The organism is Micromonospora sp. KLBMP9576, from assembly GCF_050941805.1.
Lineage (GTDB): Bacteria > Actinomycetota > Actinomycetes > Mycobacteriales > Micromonosporaceae > Micromonospora.
Genome location: NZ_CP194567.1, coordinates 857,190 through 872,287, shown reverse-complemented (window position 1 = coordinate 872,287; position 15,098 = coordinate 857,190). Strand labels below are relative to the sequence as shown.

Here is a 15,098-nt window from a genome sequence, read left to right as displayed (position 1 = left end):
AGGTATCGCCCCACACGGGGGCTCGGACGATGGAGGCGGGATGGACGGACGGAAACGACGGGGCCGGCACGGACGGCTGACGGCCGTCGCGCTGGTCGCGCTGCTCGCGCTGGCGGGTTGCGGCAGTGACGCGGGCGACGAGTCCGCCAGCGCGCCTGCGGAGCGGGACCAGGCGGGCGGCGCGGCGCAGAGGGCGGACGGGGCACAGGGGGCGGACGGGGCACAGGGGGCGGAGCGGGGCGGGGCAGCCGAACAGGGCGGCGGTGCCGGCGCGCCTGATCTGCGGGTCGACCAGCGGTCCATCATCTACACCGGCACGATGCGCGTGCAGGTGGACGACGTGGACGATGCGGCCCGCAGCGCGATCGCCGCGGTCACGGCGGCCGGCGGTTTCGTCGGCGGCGATCAGCGGCGCAGCGTCGACGCGGACGCGCGGGCCGAGCTGGAACTGCGGGTGCCGGCGGCGAAGTTCCACGGCGTCGTGGAGGAGCTGGCGAAGCTGGGCCGGCAGCAACGGCGGGAGATCCGCACCGAGGACGTCACCGAGCAGGTGGTCGACCTGGACGCGCGGATCACCAGCCAGCGGGCCCGGGTGGAGAGCGCCCGCCGGCTGCTGGCGCGGGCCAGCTCGATCAGCGACCTGGTGTCGCTGGAGAACGAGCTGTCCCGCCGGGAGGCCGACCTCGCCTCGCTGGAGGCGAAGAAGGAGCGGCTGGCGGATCTGACGAGCCTGTCGACGATCACCGTGTCGCTGGTCGGTCCGGACGCGAGCACCGCCGACGAGGGGACGCGGACCGGTTTCCTGGTGGGGCTCAAGGGCGGCTGGCAGGTCTTCCTGACCTCGGTGAGCGTCCTGTTGACGGTGCTCGGCGCGGTACTGCCGTGGCTGCTGGTGTTCGGCGTACCGCTGACGGTGCTGCTGGTGGTGCTGCGCCGGCGGCGACGCACGGCCCCGACGCCGGTGCCGCCGGCCACGCCGCGACCGGCTACCGCGCCGCCGCCAGTGCCCGCAGCGCGGTCAGGACCATAAGCCGTACGCCGACCGGGATGGCCCGTTCGTCCACGTCGAACGAGGCCCGGTGCAGGTCCACGTTCGGGCCGGAGCGGCCGACACCGAGCCGGGCGAGCGCGCCGGGGACGTACTCCAGGTACCAGGAGAAGTCCTCGCCACCCATGCTCTGCGGGGTCTCGGCGACGCCCTCCGGCCCGAGCGCGGCGGTGGTGGCGGCGGTCAGGACCCCGATGGCCTGGGAGTCGTTGCACACCGGCGGGCGGCCCCGCAGGTATTCCAAATCGACAGTGGCGCCGGTCGGGGCGACGACGTCGCGGATCACCTGAGTAACGATCTTGGGGGCCAGCTCCCAGGTGTCGCGGTCCATCACCCGCAGGGTGCCCGACGCGTACGCCTCGGAGGGGATGACGTTGTTACGGGTGCCGGCCGTGGCGTGGCCGAACACCAGCAGCAGCCCGCTGTTGGCCGGCACCCGGCGGCTGACGAGCGACGGCACCTCGGTGATCAGGCGGCCCAGGGCGCCGACCAGGTCGACGGTCAGGTGCGGGCGGGCGGTGTGCCCGCCGGGGCCGGAGAGCCGGACGGTGACGTTGTCGGCCGCCGCGGTGATCGGGCCGACGCGCAGGCCGATCCGCCCGACCGGCAGGTTGGGGTCGCAGTGCAGGGCGAAGATCTGCACCACGTCGTCCAGGCCGCCGGCCTCGATGACCTCCAGCGAGCCGCAGGGCAGGATCTCCTCGGCCGGTTGGAAGATCAGCCGGACCCGCCCGGGCAGCTCACCGAGGCTGGCGAGCTGAGCCAGCAACGTGCCGACGCCGAGCATGACAGTCGTGTGCACGTCGTGACCGCAGGCGTGGCAGACGCCGTCCACGGTGGAGCGGTACGGCACGTCCTTCGAGTCGGTCAGCGGCAGGGCGTCGATGTCGGCGCGCAACGCGATCACCGGACCGTCGGGGCGGCCGTCGATGTCGCAGATGACCCCGTTGCCCTTCGGCAGCAGTCGCGGCCGCAGCCCGGCGGCGGTGAGTTCCCGGACGATCATGGCGGCCGTCTCGAACTCCTCGCCGGAGAGTTCCGGGTGCTGGTGGAGGCGGCGGCGGGTGGCGATCAGGTCGGGCAGCCGGTCGGCGAGCAGCCGGTCCAGTTCGAACGGCAGCGGCTGGGCGGGCCCGGACGGCGTCTCCGGCCAGGGGGCCGCCAGCAGGTTGCCGGTGGGCAGCGTCAACGCACTCGTCACGTCGAATTCTCGTTCGCTAGAGATGGATGGATCATGAGGAACCGCAGACAGCCTAGACCTCCGACGGTGACGCTGCGCAACCTCGTTCCGGTAGCGATCGGACCGCGTAGCGTCACGAATGTCCTGCTCGGAGCGCTCATAGAACTGCGGGACAGCAGGTAGATCGCGGTCGGACGCCGTCATCTGACCCACCTCTCCTACACCGCGTAACCGGCCCGGTGGGCTGCGGCACCGCTCGCCCCCCATAGCCGTCGTTTCGGAATTGTCGCATTAGTCGGTCAGGCCGACGGTCACTCCGACAATTACCCGACCGTCGTCCGTTCGGGGGCCCGAAGACGGTCACACACCCGGGCCGACGCCGACCGCACAGGGTGTGCGTCCACGTCCCCCCGGTCGGTTTACCCCCGAACCCGCCCGGCACACGCCACGGCCGGGCAGCCCACGCGCCGACGCCCGCCGGCGCGGCCGGGTCACCCGCGTTCCACGGCCCCGCGGCGGCGACCGCCCGTTCGGCGACCTGCGACAGCGCCGCCCCGACTGTAGCGTCCCCGCCGGACCCCTCACGGCCGACCGGAATGCACCGTGGGCCGGCCGTTACCGGCGCGTGGCCCGACCCGGCACGGCGCGGGCCGGGCCGGCGTGATCAGAACCGGTCGGTCGGGCGGTACGTCCCCCACACCTGGCGCAGGGTGCCGCAGACCTCGCCGACGGTGGCGCGGGCCCGCAGCGCCTCCCGCATCGGATAGAGCACGTTCCCGGTGCCCTCCGCGGCGGCGCGCAGCTCGGCCAGCCCCCGCTCGACCGCACCGGCGTCGCGTTCGGCGCGCAGCCGGGCCAGCCGCTCAGCCTGCGCCGCCTCGATCGTCGGGTCGACCCGCAGCGGCTCGTACGGCTCCTCCTCGTCGACAGTGAACCGGTTGAGGCCCACCACGACCCGCTCGCCGGCGTCGATCTCCTGCGCGATCAGGTACGCGGACTGCTCGATCTCCCGCTTCTGGAAGCCCGCCTCGATGGCGTCGACCGCCGAGCCGTGGTCGAAGACCCGGTCCATCAGCTCGTTCGTCGCCGCCTCGATCTCGGCGGTCATCGCCTCCACCACGTACGAGCCGGCGAACGGGTCGACGGTGGCGGTCAGGTCCGTCTCGTACGCCAGCACCTGCTGGGTGCGCAACGCCAGCCGGGCCGCCTTCTCGGTGGGCAGCGCGATCGCCTCGTCGAAGCTGTTGGTGTGCAGCGACTGGGTGCCACCGAGCACCGCGCCGAGCCCCTGCACCGCCACCCGGACCAGGTTGACCTCGGGCTGCTGCGCGGTGAGCTGCACGCCGGCGGTCTGGGTGTGGAACCGCAGCATCATCGACTTCGGGTTCTTGGCGCCGAAGTCGTCGCGCATCACCCGGGCCCAGATGCGGCGGGCGGCGCGGAACTTCGCGACCTCCTCCAGCAGGGTGGTGCGGGCGACGAAGAAGAACGACAGCCGGGGCGCGAAGTCGTCCACGGCCAGCCCGGCCGCCAGCGCCGCCCGCACATACTCGATGCCGTTGGCCAGGGTGAACGCGATCTCCTGCGCGGGCGACGCGCCGGCCTCGGCCATGTGGTAGCCGGAGATGGAGATGGTGTTCCACTTTGGCACCTCCTCGCGGCAGTAGCCGAAGGTGTCGGCGACCAGCCGCAGCGAGGGCTTCGGCGGGAAGATGTACGTCCCCCGGGCGATGTACTCCTTGAGGATGTCGTTCTGGATCGTGCCGTTGAGGGCCGAGCCGGCGACGCCGTTCTCCTCGGCGACGAGCTGGTAGAGCAGGAGCAGCACCGAGCCGGGCGCGTTGATCGTCATCGAGGTCGAGACCTTGTCGAGCGGGATGCCGTCGAAGAGCAGCCGCATGTCGTCGATCGAGTCGATGGCCACCCCGACCTTGCCCACCTCGCCGTGCGCGATCGGGTCGTCCGAGTCGTAGCCCATCTGCGTCGGCAGGTCGAAGGCGACGGAGAGACCCATGGTGCCGGCCCGCAACAGCTGGTGGTAGCGCGCGTTGGACTCGGTGGCGGTGCCGAAGCCGGCGTACTGGCGCATCGTCCAGGGGCGGGAGGTGTACATGGTGGGGTAGACGCCGCGCGCGTACGGGAACTCGCCCGGTCCGCCGAGCCGGGAGTCCAGATCCTCCGGAAGGTCCGCCGCCGTGTAGACGCCCTTGATCGGAAAACCGGACTCGCTTGACCGCGGTTCGCTCATTAGCGGATGGTAGGACGCGCGGCTGCGCCGACGGGAGTGGGATGCCGACACCGCTGGCGGTCATGACAAAAAGTGAGCATTCGCGTACGTACTGTCGAGTTTGGTAAAACGTCCGCCGCGTCGGGTTTCGCATCGGGCGTCGGAACCAGCAAGATAGGGGGGTTGTGTCCCAGCCCCCCTCGAAATCCCCCGGTGGCTTTTCTGTGACTCAGATCCCGACGTGGAGCGGCGGACAAGTCAGTCCCCCCAACGGACGCGCGACCCCCGGCACGACCATCGGTGGTCGTTACTCGCTGCGTTCGGCGGTGGGCAACGGCGGCATGGGCACGGTGTGGCGTGCCACGGACACCCTCCTGCGGCGGGACGTGGCCGTGAAGGAGGTCGTCCTGCCGCCGGGCCTCGCCCCGAGCGACCGCGACTCCATGTACGAACGCACCCTGCGGGAGGCCCGCGCCGCCGCCGCGATCCAGCACCCCGCCGTCGTCCAGGTCTACGACGTGGTGACCGACAGCGGCCGGCCGTGGATCGTGATGGAGCTGCTCGACGCCCGCAGCCTCGCCGACATGGTGATCGAGGACGGGCCGGTCGCGCAGCGGGTGGTCGCCAAGATCGGCATCGCGCTGCTCGGCGCGCTGGAGGTGGCGCACGCGATCGGCGTGCTGCACCGCGACGTCAAGCCGGCAAACGTGCTGATCTGCGCCGACGGCCGCTGCGTGCTGACCGACTTCGGCGTGGCCCGGATGCCCACCGACGTGCAGCTCACCACCCCCGGGATGGTGCTCGGCTCGCCGCACTTCATCTCCCCCGAGCGGGCGATGGGCCAGGAGTTCGGCCCCCCGAGCGACCTCTTCTCGCTCGGCGTCACGCTCTACACGGCGGTGGAGGGGCGGCCCCCGTTCGACAAGGGCGACCCGATCGAGACCATGCACGCCGTGGTCGAGGACCCGCCCGCCCCGCCGCAGCGCAGCGGGCCGCTGGCCCGGGTGCTGATGGGCCTGCTGGAGAAGGACCCGGCCCGCCGCCTCGACGTGCACACCGCCCGGGCCATGCTCCGCGAGCTGCTCGCCGGCCCGCTGACCAGCAACTCCGCCGCGGTGAACTCGGTGACCGATCCCTACTCGGTGGTTCCGGTCCAGCGGCCCGTGCCGGCCCCGCCGGCCGCCCAGCCGCAGGAGCCGAAGCCGAGCGGGCAGATCGGCGGGCGGGCGATGCTCAACCCCGGCGAGTCGCTGACCGACCGGCTGGCGGCGCTGCGCAGGGGCGAGCGTCCCGGGCAGGCCGCCCTGCCGGCCGGCACCGACGCGATGGAGGACACCAGCGCCGACGCGCTGTCCGGGCCGCTGCACACGCCCACCGGTGCGATGCCGGCGCCGAGCGCGCCGACGCCGGCCGGCCGCACCTACGGGGGCGCGGAGGCGACCCAGCGGGTGACGCCCGGCGGCAACGACGCCACCCAGCAGATGCGGACCAACGCCGCCGGACTTGTCGGTTTCAGCGGCCCCACGGAGATGACCCAGCGGGTGGGGGCGGCCAAGCCGACCTTCGGCGTCCCGGCCGAGACCACCCAGCGGATGAGCGCCGGAACTCCCGTCTTCGGCGGGCCGGCCCCGGAGGCGACCCAGCAGCTCGGCGGCACCTACGGCGGCGGCCAGTGGTCGGTGGCGGGCACCGGGCAGCCCTGGGCGACGCCGGCCACCGCGCCGGCCGCGAGCGGCTCGGGTGGCGGGTTCGCCGGCCGGGTGGGCGCCGCCGGCGGCCAACTCGTCGGCACGGTCAGGGGCTGGCCCCGCAAGGTGCAGCTCGCCGCCGCCGGCGGACTGGCCGTGGTGTTGCTGATCGCGGCGGTCGCCCTGTTCAGCGGCGGCGACGACGCGCCGCCGACCGCCCCGCAGGCCGCCCCGGCGGCGCCGGCACCGGCCGAGGGCGTGCCGGAGATGAAGGAACACTCGGGCAAGGGCGTACGGATCATGGTGCCGCAGGGCTGGGAGCTGAAGAGCGCCGGCAACTGGGTGGACTACGTCGACCCGCAGGACGAGGGCCGCAAGGTCCGGATCCTGGTGGAAGACTTCCGCACCACCTCGATGCGCTGGGCGGAGGTCGCCACCGACGGCCTCAAGAACCGCTCCAAGTCCTGCGCCAAGCCCTACGCCCAGCTCGCCATGGACGAGGTGCAGTGGGTCGGCAAGGCCGCGGCCCAGTTCGAATACACCTGCGGCGAGGGCGAGGCCAAGCGGCACGGGGTGTGGCGCGGCGTGGTGCACGAGGGCAAGAGCTACTCGTTCTACCTCACCTCGAACGACGCGAAGTTCGCCGAGAGCAAGCCGATCTTCGACGAGATGGTGCGGTCCTTCCAGCTCACCGAGGCCGGCTGAGCCCGGGTGAGGCGCGGTGGTGATCCGCCGGCGTGCTATCAAGAGACATGCCGGCGGAACCCACTGACATCGACGACATTCGCGAGCGAGCCCGGCGCTGGCTCGACGACGACCCCGACCCCGCCAGCCGGGACGAGCTGCGGGCGGTCCTCGACCGCCTGCCGGCGAGCGCCCCGGAGCTGGCCGACCGGTTCGCCGGCCCGCTGACCTTCGGCACCGCCGGGCTGCGTGGCCCGCTGCGCGCCGGCCCGAACGGGATGAACCTCGCGGTGGTCACCCAGGCCGCCGCCGGGCTGGTGGGCTGGCTCGCCGCCCAGGGCGGCTCCGGTCCGCTGGTGATCGGGTACGACGCCCGCTACGGCTCCCGCGAGTTCGCCCAGCGCACCGCCCAGGTCGCCACCGGCGCGGGGCGCCCGGCGTTGCTGCTGCCCCGCCCGCTGCCCACCCCCGTGCTCGCCTACGCGGTGCGCCACCTCGGAGCGGTCGCCGGGGTGATGGTGACCGCCAGCCACAACCCGCCGCAGGACAACGGCTACAAGGTCTACCTCGGCGCGGAACTGGGCGGAACGCTCGGCGCGGGCGCCCAGATCGTGCCGCCGGCCGACGCCGGCATCGAGGCCGCGATCCGCTCGGTCGGGCCGCTGGCCGAGGTGCCGCTCGGCGCGGACGGGCAGGTCCTCGGCGACGACCTGGTCTCCTCCTACGTGCAGCAGGCCACCGCCGTGATCGCCCCGGACGGGCCGCGCGACCTGCGGGTGGCGTACACGCCGTTGCACGGGGTCGGTGCGGCGGTGCTCACCGCGGTCTTCGCCCGGGCGGGCTTCCCCGTGCCCGGCGTGGTGCCCGAGCAGGCCGAGCCGGACCCGGCGTTCCCGACCGTCTCCTTTCCCAACCCGGAGGAGCCGGGGGCGGTGGACCGGCTGGTCGCCCTGGCCGAGTCGACCGGCGCGGACCTCGCCATCGCCAACGACCCGGACGCGGACCGCTGCGCGGTGGCCGTCCGCGACACCGGTCGGGCGGCGAGCGCGGACGGCGAGGTCGCCGGTCCGAGCCGGCCCGACGGGAACCCGCCCGGCTGGCGGATGCTGCGCGGCGACGAGGTGGGTGTGCTGCTGGCCGACCATCTCATGCGGCGCGGCGTCACCGGCCTGTACGGCACCACCATCGTGTCGTCGTCCCTGCTGGGGGCGATGTGCGCCGCCCGGGGCCTGCCGTACGACGAGACGCTCACCGGGTTCAAGTGGATCGTGCGGGCCGGCGGCGGGGCCGCGCCGCTGGTCTTCGGCTACGAGGAGGCGCTCGGCTACTGCGTCGCCCCGGAACACGTACGCGACAAGGACGGCATCACCGCCGCCCTGACCGTGGCCGAGCTGGCCGCCGGGCTCAAGGCGCAGGGCCGCACCCTGACCGACCGGTTGGACGAGCTGGCCGCCGAGTTCGGTGTGCACCACACCGACCAGCTCTCCGTACGGGTGGACGACCTGCGGGTGATCGCGGACGCGATGGCCCGGATCCGGGCCGCCACCCCGACCGCCCTGCTCGGAGCGCCGGTCACCGAGGCGCGGGACCTGCTCCCCGAGGCCGATGTGGTGATCCTGCGCACCGACACCGCCCGGGTGGTGATCCGCCCCTCCGGCACCGAACCGAAGCTCAAGGCGTACCTGGAGGTGGTGGAGCCGGTGACGGATGGCGACGTGGCCGCAGCCCGCACCCGCGCCGCCGCCGCGATCACCACCCTCCGCACCGACCTCTCCCAAACCCTAGGCCTCTAACCCCACCCCCCACCCCGCCCCGCCCCACCACCCACCCCCGCCCCGTTGATCATGAAGTTGTTGCCAGCGGAAAACGCTCTCCCGAGCAATAACTTCATGATCAACGGGGCGGGGGGCAGAGGGTGGGGGGTGGGGCGGGGGTGGGGTGGGGTTAGGGGCGGGGGCCCAGGGCGGCGTTTACCGCGGTGGCGAGGGCGGCCACGACCAGGCCGACCGAGGGGCGGACGACGGAGTCGTCGAGGCTGACGGTGCCGGAGAAGCCGGCGCCGCCGGCGATCTCCTCCAGGCGGCGGCGGGCGTCCCGGGCCGCGTCGCCGCTCAGGCCGAGCGCCGGCTCCATCCGCAGCACCGCGACCAGCGTGGCCAGGGCGGCGGTCCGCTCGTCGGGGAGTTGCCCGCTGGCCAGCGCCTCCGCGAGCCGGCGGCGGACGTCCGTCTCGACGGCGGGGTCCACCGTCGGGTAGCGGTGCACGTGGATGAAGCCCAGTTCGGTCTCGTCGACGTCGCGCACCACGCCCAGGGCGCACAGTTCGCCGAGGATCCTGTCGCGCAGGCCGTGGCGCAGCCGCTGCACCCAGGACGACGGGCTGTGCGGTGTGTCAGCGGCGATGCGGGCGAGCACCCCGTCGACGAGCGGCTCGCCGGTGGGCGTCGGGTCGGTCACCACCAGGGAGCCGTCGGAATACCCGATCCGCCCGGCCAGGGCCAGCTCGACCAGCACCGCGGCGGCCATCCCCAGGTCGAGGCTGATCCGGGGCATGGTCGCCTTGCCCGTCTCGTCGTCGTACGCGAGGAGCAGCAGTTCCTCGGCGAGCGCAACACCAGTCATGGCCCGGAACGGTAGCGGCTGCGCGCATCCCGCGCACGCACTCGCGCGTGCCTCGGCGCGCAGCCGCCCTCGATGCGCCCTCAGAAACGGGGCATGCCGCCGAACTGCCGGTCGCCGGCGTCGCCGAGCCCCGGCACGATGAACATCTTGTCGTTGAGCCCCTCGTCGATGGAGGCGGTGACGAGGCGCACCGGCAGGCCGGAGCGTTCGAGCCGCGCGATGCCGACGGGCGCGGCGAGCACGCAGAGCACCGTGATGTCGGTGCAGCCCCGGTCGGCCAGCAGCCGGCAGCAGTGCTCCAGCGAGCCGCCGGTGGCGACCATCGGGTCGAGCAGCAGCACCGGCAGGCCGCTGAGGTCCCTCGGCAGCGACTCCATGTAGGCGCGCGGCTCGTAGGTCTCCTCGTCGCGGGCCAGGCCGACGAAGCCCATCGAGGACTCCGGCAGGAGGCCGAGCGCGGCGTCCGCCATGCCCAGGCCGGCCCGCAGGACCGGCACCAGCAGCGGCGGGTTGGCCAGCCGGGTGCCCTCGGCGCCGGTGACGGGGGTCTGCACCGGGTAGTTCTCGACGGGGAACGACCGCGCGGCCTCGTACACCAGCATGGTGGTGATCTCGTGCAGCGCCGCCCGGAACGAGGAGGAGTCGGTGCGCGCGTCCCGCATGGCGGTCAGCCGCGACTGGGCAAGCGGATGGTCAATGACGTGTACGTCCACGATCGCTCAACCTACCGGTCCGCCCGTTGCCGCATCGCCGGGTGCGGCCGGACCAGCGACGTCGCTCACCACCGGAGCGCGTCCGGGCCGTCGTGGGAGCTGTCGGCGGGGCCGTGATCAAGATCACTCGCCCGGCGGATGCGTAGACTTCGCGGCATGACGGCGACAGCGACGTCGGCCCGGTCGGAGCTCTCCGAGTTGGGACGATCCGAGACCGCTCTGCGGACCTTCCTGCACGGCCTGCCCGGCGTGGACCAGGTCGGCGTGGAGCAGCGGGCGGCCCAGCTCGGCACCCGCTCCATCAAGACCACGGCCAAGGCCCAGGCCATCGACCTGGCGATCCGGATGGTCGATCTGACCACCCTCGAAGGGGCGGACACCCCGGGCAAGGTGCGCGCCCTCGCGGCCAAGGCCCTGCGCCCCGATCCGGCCGACCCGACCTGCCCGCACGTCGGCGCGGTCTGCGTCTACCCGGCGATGGTGGGGCACGTGGCCGAGGTGCTGCGCGGCAGCGGCGTGCACCTGGCCAGCGTGGCGACCGCCTTCCCGTCGGGCCAGGCGCCGCTGGAGATCAAGCTCGCCGACACCCGGGCCGCCGTGGCGGCCGGCGCCGACGAGATCGACATGGTGATCAACCGGGGTGCCTTCCTGGCCGGCCGCTACCGCGAGGTCCACGACGAGATCGTGGCCACCAAGGAAGCCGCCGGGGACGCCCATCTCAAGGTCATCCTGGAGACCGGGGAGCTGGCCACCTACGACAACGTGCGGCGCGCCTCCTGGCTGGCAATGCTGGCCGGCGGCGACTTCATCAAGACCTCCACCGGCAAGGTGCCGGTCGCGGCAACGCTGCCGGTGACCCTGGTGATGCTGGAGGCGGTCCGCGACTTCCGGGCCGCCACCGGCCGGCAGGTCGGTGTGAAGCCGGCCGGCGGCATCAAGAACACCAAGGACGCGATCAAGTACCTGGTGATGGTCAACGAGACCGTCGGCGCGGACTGGCTCGACCCGGACTGGTTCCGCTTCGGCGCCTCCAGCCTCCTCAACGACCTGCTCATGCAGCGCACCAAGCTGACGACCGGCACCTACTCCGGTCCCGACTACTTCACCCTGGACTGAGAGCCGATGCTGTTCGAATACGCACCCGCCCCCGAGTCCCGCTCGGTGGTGGACCTCAAGGCCTCCTACGGGCTGTTCGTCGACGGGGAGTTCGTCGACCCGGCCGAGGGCGGCACGTTCAAGACGGTCAACCCCGCGTCGGAGGAGGTGCTGGCCGAGGTCGCCGAGGCCGGCGCGCAGGACGTGGAGCGGGCCGTCCGCGCCGCCCGGCAGGCGTACGAGAAGGTCTGGGGCCCGATGCCGGGCCGGGACCGGGCGAAGTACCTGTTCCGGATCGCCCGGATCATCCAGGAGCGCTCCCGCGAGCTGGCCGTGCTGGAGTCCCTGGACAACGGCAAGCCGATCAGGGAGTCCCGCGACGTCGACCTGCCCCTGGTCGCCGCGCACTTCTTCTACTACGCCGGCTGGGCCGACAAGCTCCCGTACGCCGGCTTCGGCCCCGATCCGAGGCCGCTGGGCGTGGCCGCGCAGGTCATCCCGTGGAACTTCCCGCTGCTGATGCTGGCGTGGAAGATCGCCCCGGCGCTGGCCGCCGGCAACACCGTGGTCCTGAAGCCGGCCGAGACGACCCCGCTGACCGCGCTGCTCTTCGCCGAGATCTGCCAGCAGGCCGACCTGCCCGCCGGCGTGGTCAACATCGTCACCGGCGCCGGCGACACCGGCCGGGCGCTGGTCGAGCACCCCGGCGTCGACAAGGTCGCCTTCACCGGCTCGACCGAGGTGGGCCGGGCCATCGCCCGCTCGGTCGCCGGCACCCGCAAGACGCTCACCCTGGAGCTGGGCGGCAAGGCCGCCAACATCGTCTTCGACGACGCCCCGATCGACCAGGCCGTCGAGGGCATCGTGAACGGCATCTTCTTCAACCAGGGGCACGTCTGCTGTGCCGGCTCCCGCCTGCTGGTGCAGGAGAACGTCGCCGAGGAGGTGCTCGGGTCGCTCAAGCGGCGGATGGCCCAGCTCCGGGTCGGGGACCCGCTGGACAAGAACACCGACGTCGGCGCGATCAACTCGGCCGCGCAGCTGGCGCGGATCCGCGAGCTGTCCGACGCCGGGTCCGCCGAGGGCGCGCAGCGCTGGTCGCCGCCGTGCGAGCTGCCGGAGCGCGGCTTCTGGTTCGCGCCGACGATCTTCACCGGGGTCACCCAGGCGCACCGGATCGCCCGCGAGGAGATCTTCGGCCCGGTGCTGTCGGTGCTGACGTTCCGCACCCCGGCCGAGGCCGTCGAGAAGGCCAACAACACGCCGTACGGGCTGTCGGCGGGAATCTGGTCCGACAAGGGCTCCCGGATCCTCTGGACGGCCGACCGGCTGCGTGCCGGCGTGGTCTGGGCCAACACGTTCAACAAGTTCGACCCCACCTCGCCGTTCGGTGGTTACAAGGAGTCGGGCTACGGTCGCGAGGGCGGCCGGCACGGGCTGGAGGGCTACCTCAATGGCTGAGCGGGTCGCGGTACGCAAGACGTACAAGCTCTTCGTCGGCGGGAAGTTCCCGCGCAGCGAGTCGGGACGGTCGTATCTCGTGCAGGACGCGAATGTCTCCCTGGCCTCCCGCAAGGACGCGCGGGACGCGGTCGTCGCCGCCCGGGCCGCCGTGAAGGGCTGGGCCGGGGCCACGGCGTACAACCGGGGCCAGATCCTCTACCGGGTCGCCGAGATGCTGGAGGGCCGGCGCGAGCAGTTCGTCGCCCTGGGCGTGCCCGGCGACGAGGTGGACGCGGCCGTGGACCGCTGGGTCTGGTACGCCGGCTGGTCCGACAAGCTGCCCCAGGTCTACGGCGGCGCCAACCCGGTGGCCGGGCCGTACTTCAACCTGTCGGCGCCCGAGCCGACCGGCGTGGTGGCCGTGGTGGCCCCCGAGTTGCCCGCGCTGCTCGGCCTGGTCAGCGTGATCGCCCCGGCGATCGTCACCGGCAACACCGTGGTGGTGGCGGCCTCGCCGACGCAGCCCCTGGCGGCGGTCACCCTGGCGGAGGTGCTTGCCACCTCCGACCTGCCCGGCGGAGTGGTCAACCTGCTCACCGGCCCGATCACCGAGACCGCGCCGACGCTGGCGGCCCACCTGGACGTCAACGCCATCGACCTGACCGGGGTGGCGGACGCCGACCTGGCGACGGACCTGGAGATCAGGGCGGCGCAGAACCTCAAGCGGGTGCTCCGGCCCGCCCCGGCCGGCCACGACTGGTCCGCCGATCCGGGCGTCACCCGGATGACCGTGCTGCTGGAGACGAAGACCGTCTGGCACCCCAAGGGCATGTGACGGCGGGTGCCGCCCCGGGCGGGAGTTCTACTACCAGGAGTAGGATTGCGGCGTGACTCGGCTTGGTGATCTTGAACGCGCGGTGATGGACGTGCTGTGGGACTCGGTCCCCGGCACGTCGGACGGGATCACCGTGCGGGAGGTGGCCGACGCGCTGAACGGCCGCGAGCTGGCGTACACGACGGTGATGACGGTGCTGGACCGGCTCGCCGGCAAGGGCATGGTGCAACGCGAGCGGGAGGGGCGCGCCTGGCGTTACCGCGCCGCCGCCAGCCGCGAGCAGTACATCGCCCAGCTCATGCTCGAGGCCCTCGACCTCGGTGGCAGCCGGGACGCCGCGCTGGTGCGCTTCGCCCGCTCGGTGACCGGCACCGAGGCCGAGGTGCTGCGCGCCGCCCTCGGGGCCGAGGCCGACGAGGCGGGCCCCGGCGGGGAGACGCTGACCGACCGGGTGGAGGCCCCGCCGGCCGGCGGGAACGGCCGACCGGACCGGGCCGAGAACGCAGCGGACCGGTAGGGCGGGCCCGTGGCGTACGCCCTGCACTTCGCCGCGTCGATGCTGGCCTGCTGGCTGACCGCGCAGGTGCTGGCCCGCTCCACCTGGACGTGGCGCAGCCCCCGGGTCGCGATCGTCTGCTGGCAGGCCGTCGGCCTGGCCCTCGGGCTCTCGGCCATGGGTGTGCCGATCGCGTTGGGCCTGACCGCCTACGACCGCCCGACCGGCAGCGCGCTGGTGGCCCTCGCCACCGACCTGGGCCACGGCACCCTGCCCGCCGGGCTCGGCGCGGCGCACCTGGGCGCCGTCGGGGTGGGCTTCGGCATCGGCGCGGTCCTGCTCGGCACGACCGCCCGCAGCGTCCACGGCACCGTACGCGCCCAGCGCCGGCACCGGGACCTGCTCGCCCTGGTCGCCCGCCGGGACCCGACGGTGCCCGGCGCGCTGGTGCTGGACCATCCGAGTGCGGCGGCGTACTGCCTGCCCGGGATGAAGCCCCGCGTGGTGGTCAGCGCGGGCACCCTCGACCTGCTGGACCGCGCCGAACTGGCGGCCGTGCTGGCCCACGAGCGGGCGCACGCCCAGGAACGGCACGACCTGGTGCTGCTGCCGTTCACCGCGCTCAGCCGGGCACTGCCCTGGTTCGCCTGGGTCCGCGAGGCGCACGACCGGGTCGCACTGCTGGTCGAGATGCGCGCCGACGACAAGGCCCGCGAGTCGCACGCGGACGCCCCGCTGGCCGGTGCGCTGCGCCGCTTCGCCGCGGCCGGCAGCCGGATCTCCCCGGCCGGCACCCTCGGCCTGGGCGATCGTGACCTCGACGTCCGGGTGCAGCGCCTCCTGGTCGCCGGCCGGCCGCCCCGGCTGCGCGGGGCAGTCGCGCTGGCCGTGGCGACCACCGTCGCCGCCCTGCCGGTCTCCCTCTTCCTGAGCTGACCGGACCGCCCGCCGCCTGAGGCGGCCCCTTTCCCCGGTGCCGCGCGCCCGCGTGCTCGCCCTCCGCGTCGACGCCGGAATTCCGCGTCTTTCGGGAGTTACCGGTGCGTGGAGCCCGGTGCGCCAGGCTT

General features: G+C 73.4%; 12 protein-coding genes. 8 read left to right on the top strand and 4 right to left on the bottom strand.

Features of this window, described 5'->3' with window-relative positions:
* Positions 1 to 40: 40 nt before the first annotated feature.
* The gene (locus ACQ452_RS04115) at positions 41 to 1,030 is read left to right on the top strand and encodes a DUF4349 domain-containing protein (protein WP_433389879.1); all 990 of its coding nucleotides are present in this window, start codon (positions 41 to 43) and stop codon (positions 1,028 to 1,030) included.
* Here ACQ452_RS04115 and ACQ452_RS04110 read toward each other — a convergent pair.
* Together ACQ452_RS04110 and ACQ452_RS04105 are read right to left on the bottom strand one after the other, a co-directional pair.
* Entirely contained in the window at positions 987 to 2,249 is a 1,263-nt protein-coding gene (locus tag ACQ452_RS04110; protein ID WP_433389876.1) for an amidohydrolase, read from the bottom strand. The genes ACQ452_RS04115 and ACQ452_RS04110 overlap by 44 nt on opposite strands.
* Positions 2,250 to 2,892: 643 nt before the next feature.
* Positions 2,893 to 4,476, bottom strand: coding sequence for an acyl-CoA mutase large subunit family protein (locus ACQ452_RS04105; RefSeq protein ID WP_433389874.1), 1,584 nt, complete (start codon positions 4,474 to 4,476; stop codon positions 2,893 to 2,895).
* A 203-nt stretch (positions 4,477 to 4,679) separates the two neighbouring features.
* Between ACQ452_RS04105 and ACQ452_RS04100 the strand changes: the two genes are divergently transcribed.
* On the top strand, positions 4,680 to 6,848 hold the full coding sequence (locus ACQ452_RS04100; RefSeq protein WP_433389871.1) for a serine/threonine-protein kinase: 2,169 nt from the start codon (positions 4,680 to 4,682) through the stop codon (positions 6,846 to 6,848).
* 47 nt (positions 6,849 to 6,895) lie between these two features.
* Complete coding sequence (locus tag ACQ452_RS04095; protein ID WP_433389869.1) at positions 6,896 to 8,620, top strand: phospho-sugar mutase; 1,725 nt, start codon at positions 6,896 to 6,898, stop codon at positions 8,618 to 8,620.
* 151 nt (positions 8,621 to 8,771) lie between these two features.
* Here the strand turns inward: ACQ452_RS04095 and ACQ452_RS04090 are convergent, their stop codons facing one another.
* Both ACQ452_RS04090 and upp read right to left on the bottom strand, forming a co-directional pair.
* Complete coding sequence (locus tag ACQ452_RS04090; RefSeq protein ID WP_433389867.1) at positions 8,772 to 9,449, bottom strand: GOLPH3/VPS74 family protein; 678 nt, start codon at positions 9,447 to 9,449, stop codon at positions 8,772 to 8,774.
* 80 nt (positions 9,450 to 9,529) lie between these two features.
* A complete protein-coding gene (upp, locus tag ACQ452_RS04085; protein ID WP_433389864.1) occupies positions 9,530 to 10,162 on the bottom strand; it encodes a uracil phosphoribosyltransferase in 633 nt (210 codons plus the stop codon).
* 156 nt (positions 10,163 to 10,318) lie between these two features.
* On the opposite strand from upp, the gene deoC reads away from it, so the two are divergent.
* Genes deoC through ACQ452_RS04060 form a run of 5 tightly spaced genes read left to right on the top strand, consistent with a single transcriptional unit; the run spans position 10,319 to position 14,967 of the window.
* On the top strand, positions 10,319 to 11,278 hold the full coding sequence (deoC, locus tag ACQ452_RS04080) for a deoxyribose-phosphate aldolase (RefSeq protein ID WP_433389861.1): 960 nt from the start codon (positions 10,319 to 10,321) through the stop codon (positions 11,276 to 11,278).
* A gap of 9 nt (positions 11,279 to 11,287) precedes the next feature.
* A complete protein-coding gene (locus tag ACQ452_RS04075; RefSeq protein ID WP_433393972.1) occupies positions 11,288 to 12,718 on the top strand; it encodes an aldehyde dehydrogenase family protein in 1,431 nt (476 codons plus the stop codon).
* A complete protein-coding gene (locus ACQ452_RS04070; protein WP_433389859.1) occupies positions 12,711 to 13,535 on the top strand; it encodes an aldehyde dehydrogenase family protein in 825 nt (274 codons plus the stop codon). Before ACQ452_RS04075 ends, ACQ452_RS04070 begins: the two co-directional genes overlap by 8 nt.
* Positions 13,536 to 13,587: 52 nt before the next feature.
* Complete coding sequence (locus tag ACQ452_RS04065; protein ID WP_433389856.1) at positions 13,588 to 14,052, top strand: BlaI/MecI/CopY family transcriptional regulator; 465 nt, start codon at positions 13,588 to 13,590, stop codon at positions 14,050 to 14,052.
* A 9-nt stretch (positions 14,053 to 14,061) separates the two neighbouring features.
* The gene (locus ACQ452_RS04060) at positions 14,062 to 14,967 is read left to right on the top strand and encodes a M56 family metallopeptidase (RefSeq protein ID WP_433389853.1); all 906 of its coding nucleotides are present in this window, start codon (positions 14,062 to 14,064) and stop codon (positions 14,965 to 14,967) included.
* The last annotated feature ends 131 nt before the right edge of the window (positions 14,968 to 15,098 follow it).